Genomic DNA, 4,937 nt, shown 5'->3' on the forward strand with positions numbered 1-4,937 from the left:
CTACGTGTAAGGCATACCTGCCAGCAGCACCTCTCATAGGCGGCTTTCGGGAGTCCCATTCGCCTGGAACATATGGCACACCCAGACACAGAAGTTTTGCGGTTTGCTGCGTGATCGTCGATCCACCATGCCCTGACAATGGCCCGCGCCCTTCGCTCAGGTTGATGCGTACGGCACTGGCAATACCGCGCGGGCTCACCCCGAAATGCCGGTAGAATCGTTTATCCTCGGTGGCGACGACGGCATTTTTCAAATGCGGTGAGACGGTATCCGCCGTAATGACGCCACCAAACTGATCGCCACGCCAGGCAAAGACATCCCCGTTGCGGTCCAGCAATGTGACCGAGCCACGCGCGCGCCCATCAAGCAAGGCATCCAGATCGGGCAGCGACGTGTAAACCACCCCCGACGGCCAGCGCTAACAACATGGCGGCGACTGCACCGACGCGCCAGCGTCACGCTCCAGATCAGCCGCGCAGCCCAGCGAAAGAGGCGGCGGAAAAAGACCGCCCTCCGCCACTACGGATTTCTTGCGCGTCTTTTTTCGGGTGGGTTTGCGCGCAGCCGTTTTGCGCGCAACCGCCTTCTTGCCCGCGGGTTTCGCCGTTCGTTTGGTCGCTGCGGGCCTGCGCCCTTTCGACGGGTATCTTCTGCCCGCGACAAGCGGTGTCTTGCGGCGCCTGGACTCAGTCATGCTCAAACTCTGCCCGGTTATCGTTTTGAGGCACAATACCCCGCAATGACGATGAAGTAGAGGTCTGAATTTCCGTCAAATCGCCTCATCAATTCGCCTAATTTTTATTCATTCGTATATTTTTGTGCAAAAATTGTGCACCTTGCCCCCAGTTTGCCCCCTGAAGCGCCCTCTAACCGTTCCTTACTGCGGTCAGTCACGCTCTTTTTCTGCAAGTGCAAAACAGACCGGACGGACCCGGAAAGCAGAGGGGATAAACGTGAAACTGATTATTGCGACAATCAAGCCGTTCAAGCTTGAGGAGGTGCGCGAGGCACTGACCAACGCAGGCGTACGCGGCATGATGGTGACCGAAATCAAGGGCTTCGGCTCGCAATCGGGTCACACAGAAATCTATCGTGGCGCAGAATATGCCGTGAATTTCGTGCCCAAGATCAAATTGGAAATTGTGGTGCCTGCCACGATGGCCGACCAGATCGTCGAAACCATCACAAAAACCGCCAAGACCGGCAAGATCGGCGACGGCAAGATTTTCGTCCTCGAAGTTGAGCAAGCCATGCGCGTGCGGACCGGGGAAACGAACGAAGAGGCGCTGTAAGCGCCGCCATTCACAACATTCGAGGACTGACAATGAATCTGATGAAATCTCTCATCCCTGCTGTCGCGATCGTCGCGCTGCCGCAGATGGGTCTTGCGCAAGAGGCCACCGCGACCGGAGAGCCCGCGCTGCACACCCAGTATATCTTTACCACGCTGCTGTTCCTGATGGCGGGTTTCCTTGTGTTTTTCATGGCCGCAGGCTTTGCAATGCTGGAAGGCGGCCTGGTACGCTCGAAGAACGTTGCCATGCAGATGACCAAAAACGTGGCGCTGTTTTCCCTTGCCGCGATCATGTACTGGCTGATCGGCTTCAACCTTATGTATCCCGGCGATGGCTGGACAATCGGCGGCTGGGTCGGACCGTTCTTTTCAACTACTGTTCTTGATCCGGTCGGTGTACCCGCCGAGGAAGCGGCGCTGGATTACGCGTCCATCGGATCGGACTTTTTCTTCCAGTTGGTCTTTGTGGCCGCGACCGCATCCATCGTGTCGGGTGCCGTGGCTGAGCGTATCAAGCTCTGGCCGTTCCTGATCTTCGTCATCTTGCTGACAGGTGTCATGTACCCGATCTCGGGGTCGTGGCAGTGGGGCGGCGGCTGGCTGTCCGAAGCTGGTTTCTCCGACTTCGCCGGTTCGACCGTTGTTCACTCGGTCGGTGGCTGGGCGGCTCTTGCTGGCTGCATCATCCTTGGCCCGCGAATTGGAAAGTACAAAGATGGCAAGGTTCATCCGATCCCCGGTTCGAACCTGGCCTTGGCGACCCTGGGTACGTTCATCCTGTGGCTGGGCTGGTTCGGCTTTAACGGCGGCTCGCAACTGGCGATGGGCACCGTGGGCGATGTCTCGGATGTATCGCGCATCTTTGCCAATACCAACATGGCAGCCGCTTCGGGCGCTGTTGCAGCCCTGCTTCTGTCGGAAGATTCTGTACAAAAAGCCTGACCTGACCATGGTGTTAAACGGCGCGCTGGCCGGTCTGGTTTCGATCACGGCCGAGCCGCTGGCCCCGACCTTGTTCGGCGCCCTTTGGATCGGTGCAGTTGGCGGCGTGATCGTCGTGCTGGCGATCCCCATGCTGGACAAGTTCAAGATCGACGACGTGGTTGGTGCGATTCCGGTTCACCTGTTCGCGGGTATCTGGGGCACTATCGCCGTGATCTTCTACGGTGAAGCGAACCTTATCACGCAGCTGACCGGTATCGTCGCATATGGCGTGTTTACCTTTGTCGGCGCGCTGATCCTGTGGAGCGTGCTGAAGGCGACCTTGGGCATCCGCGTCAGCGAAGAAGAAGAGATCAACGGTCTCGACATGGCGGAACTGGGTATGGAAGCCTATCCGGAATTCTCCAAAGGCTAAACCCTAGCCACGCGCAGACAAAAAGAGCCCGGGCGTTCGCGCCCGGGTTTTCTTTTTTGTGAACAGGGTGGCTTAAACGCCAACCTCGACAATCGCCTTTGCCAGAATCGGCACGGTTGTCGCGTTCAGCCCGGCAATGTTCAGGCGGCTGTCGCCAATCATGTAGATCCCGTGATCTACGCGCAGTTTCTCGACAAGTTCAGGCGCTGCGCCCAGCCGCGAAAACATGCCGCGGTGCTGAGCGACAAAGCCGAAACGATCAGAACCGGTCAGGCGCTGTAACTCGTCTGCCAGCTGCTGTCGCAGACCCAGCATGGACAGGCGGACCTCTTCCAACTCGGTCGCCCAATCCGCACGCAGGGCATCGTCGTTGAGGATCGTGGTCACAACGCGCGCGCCATGATCGGGTGGGAAAGAATAGTTCTGGCGGTTCAAAAACGCCAGCGTCGCCTGATTCAGGGCCGTTTGCCCCGCGTCATCGCTGATCGCCATCAGCAGGCCAGTACGTTCACGATACACGCCGAAGTTCTTTGAACAGGACGCCGCAATCAGGCAGCGCTTGACCGACGACGCCACCAGTCGTGCCGCTTGTGCGTCTTCTTCCAGGCCATCACCAAAACCCTGATAAGCGATGTCGATCATCGCCACCAGACCACGCTCGTTGATCAGGGTCACAACCTCTTGCCATTGGACCATATTCAGGTTTGCTCCGGTCGGGTTATGGCAACATCCATGCAGCAGAACCACGTCGCCCGCCTTAGCGGTTTTCAGGTCCTCAATCATGCCGTCGAAGTCAACACCGCGCGTTTCATCATCGAAATAGCGGTATTGAACCGTCTCGATTCCCAGATAGTTCAGGATCGACAAATGGTTCGGCCATGTTGGATTTGACACAAACACGCGGGCCGAAGGATTGGCCATGCGGATCACTTCCTCAAACGCCTGACGGCAGGCGCCTGTGCCTCCGGGGGTTGCAACGGCCGCGATATTGGCACGCGGCCCCCGAGGCCCCAAGGATCAGACCAATCATCGCATCGGCATAAGCCGGATCACCGGCCAGACCTGTGTAGGCCTTGGTTTCCTGCTCTTCCAGAATGCGCTTTTCAGCCGCTTTCACCGCCCGCATGACCGGAGTGATGCCTTCGGCGTTTTTGTAGACGCCAACACCCAGATCAATCTTATTGTCGCGCGGGTCTTCGCGGTACATCTGCATCAGCGCCAGGATCTTATCGGCGGGCTGCGGTTTGAGGTTCTCGAACATCAGATCTCTCCGGTTGCGACGGGCAGGGTTGGGAAGGCACCCCATTCAGCCCAGGAGCCGTCATAAAGCGAATGGTCTTTCTTGCCCATGCGTTCCAGCGCAAGGCTGAGGATCGCGGCCGTTACACCCGATCCGCAGGACGTAATGGCAGGTTTCGACAGATCGACACCTGCGGCCTCGAATATGGCACGGCATTCGTCAGGTGACTTCATCGTACCATTTTTGTTGAGCAAGTTGCCAAACGGCACATTCCGCGACCCCGGAATATGGCCCGAACGCAGGCCTTCGCGCGGCTCGGCCTCGGCCCCGGCAAAACGGCCCGCCGACCGGGCGTCTATGATCTCGCGATCCGCCAGTTTCGCGGCGGCTGAAACCTGCGTCACGTCGCGCACCAGATGATTTTGCACACGCACGGTCATGTGGCAGGTGCTGCTGGCAGGTATGCCTTACACGTCGTTAACCTTAGCAATACGTAACTGAACGAAGTACAGGTACATAACATACGTATTGCTAAGGTTAAACAGCATCAATGTTTGGCTAGTTGCAGCACCTGTACGCATATTCCAGTTTGGACCATTCCTGCCTAACCCTGTCCAGCTGTTCTTTCTTTGCTTTTAGAGATTGGTAAGTTTGCTTGTTTTCAAATGCTGCTTCCCTCAGAGATCTTTCCTCTTTCAATTTTTCCTTCATCCAGGAAGTATCTTTACGGATGTTCTGTTCAGCTTCCTGCAGTTTTGAGAACGAACGGTGATGGGCTTCAATCTTTTTTTCCACACCTGAAGTTCCTTGATCCTTTTTCAAATAATCCTCTAAATGCTCCTTTTCTTTCAGCTTCTGCTGCCAGGATTCCTTTAATCGGCTTCGAAATTCTTCCTTCTCCGATTCTTTATGGTAGTCTTTCTCTATTTTCTTAAAATCAGCTTTTCATACTTCATAGTCTTCCTGTCAGGTGCTGCAACTAGCCAAACATTGATGCTGTTTAACCTTAGCAATACTGTACTGAACCAGTAACATGCACACAACAT

The 4,937-nt window shown here is 56.2% G+C and carries 8 protein-coding genes; 3 read left to right on the plus strand and 5 right to left on the minus strand.

The window, feature by feature from the left end:
* The coding region (locus ACXADE_RS20125; RefSeq protein ID WP_474982292.1) for a transglycosylase domain-containing protein at positions 1–403 on the minus strand (403 nt) is incomplete at its 3' end.
* 550 nt (positions 404–953) lie between these two features.
* On the opposite strand from ACXADE_RS20125, the gene ACXADE_RS20130 reads away from it, so the two are divergent.
* Genes ACXADE_RS20130 through ACXADE_RS20140 form a run of 3 tightly spaced genes read left to right on the plus strand, consistent with a single transcriptional unit; the run spans position 954 to position 2,651 of the window.
* Entirely contained in the window at positions 954–1,292 is a 339-nt protein-coding gene (locus ACXADE_RS20130) for a P-II family nitrogen regulator (RefSeq protein ID WP_068338425.1), read from the plus strand.
* 32 nt (positions 1,293–1,324) lie between these two features.
* Positions 1,325–2,236: an ammonium transporter family protein gene (locus ACXADE_RS20135; RefSeq protein WP_474982293.1), complete on the plus strand. Its 912-nt coding sequence runs from the start codon at positions 1,325–1,327 to the stop codon at positions 2,234–2,236.
* 7 nt (positions 2,237–2,243) lie between these two features.
* A complete protein-coding gene (locus tag ACXADE_RS20140; protein WP_474982294.1) occupies positions 2,244–2,651 on the plus strand; it encodes an ammonium transporter in 408 nt (135 codons plus the stop codon).
* Between the two features lie 72 nt (positions 2,652–2,723).
* Here ACXADE_RS20140 and ACXADE_RS20145 read toward each other — a convergent pair whose 3' ends face one another.
* The 4 genes from ACXADE_RS20145 to ACXADE_RS20160 all read right to left on the minus strand — a co-directional run bounded on the left by ACXADE_RS20145 (position 2,724) and on the right by ACXADE_RS20160 (position 4,713).
* Positions 2,724–3,581, minus strand: a complete 858-nt coding sequence (locus tag ACXADE_RS20145) for an amino acid aminotransferase (RefSeq protein WP_474982295.1) — start codon at positions 3,579–3,581, stop codon at positions 2,724–2,726.
* Positions 3,582–3,585: 4 nt separating this feature from the next.
* Entirely contained in the window at positions 3,586–3,912 is a 327-nt protein-coding gene (locus tag ACXADE_RS20150; protein ID WP_474982296.1) for a hypothetical protein, read from the minus strand.
* Positions 3,912–4,331, minus strand: a complete 420-nt coding sequence (locus tag ACXADE_RS20155; protein ID WP_474982297.1) for a sulfurtransferase — start codon at positions 4,329–4,331, stop codon at positions 3,912–3,914. The genes ACXADE_RS20150 and ACXADE_RS20155 overlap by 1 nt, the downstream gene beginning before the upstream one ends.
* A 118-nt stretch (positions 4,332–4,449) precedes the next feature.
* Positions 4,450–4,713: a hypothetical protein gene (locus tag ACXADE_RS20160; RefSeq protein ID WP_474982298.1), complete on the minus strand. Its 264-nt coding sequence runs from the start codon at positions 4,711–4,713 to the stop codon at positions 4,450–4,452.
* Positions 4,714–4,937 lie beyond the last annotated feature (224 nt).

Source organism: Halobacillus sp. ABR2_026 (genome assembly GCF_056158545.1).

Coding starts and splice junctions, on each gene's coding strand:
- ACXADE_RS20135 (WP_474982293.1), top strand. CDS start 1,325: ATGAATCTGATGAAATCTCTCATCCCTGCTGTCGCGATCGTCGCGCTG.
- ACXADE_RS20140 (WP_474982294.1), top strand. CDS start 2,244: ATGGTGTTAAACGGCGCGCTGGCCGGTCTGGTTTCGATCACGGCCGAG.
- ACXADE_RS20150 (WP_474982296.1), bottom strand. CDS start 3,912: ATGTTCGAGAACCTCAAACCGCAGCCCGCCGATAAGATCCTGGCGCTG.
- ACXADE_RS20155 (WP_474982297.1), bottom strand. CDS start 4,331: ATGACCGTGCGTGTGCAAAATCATCTGGTGCGCGACGTGACGCAGGTT.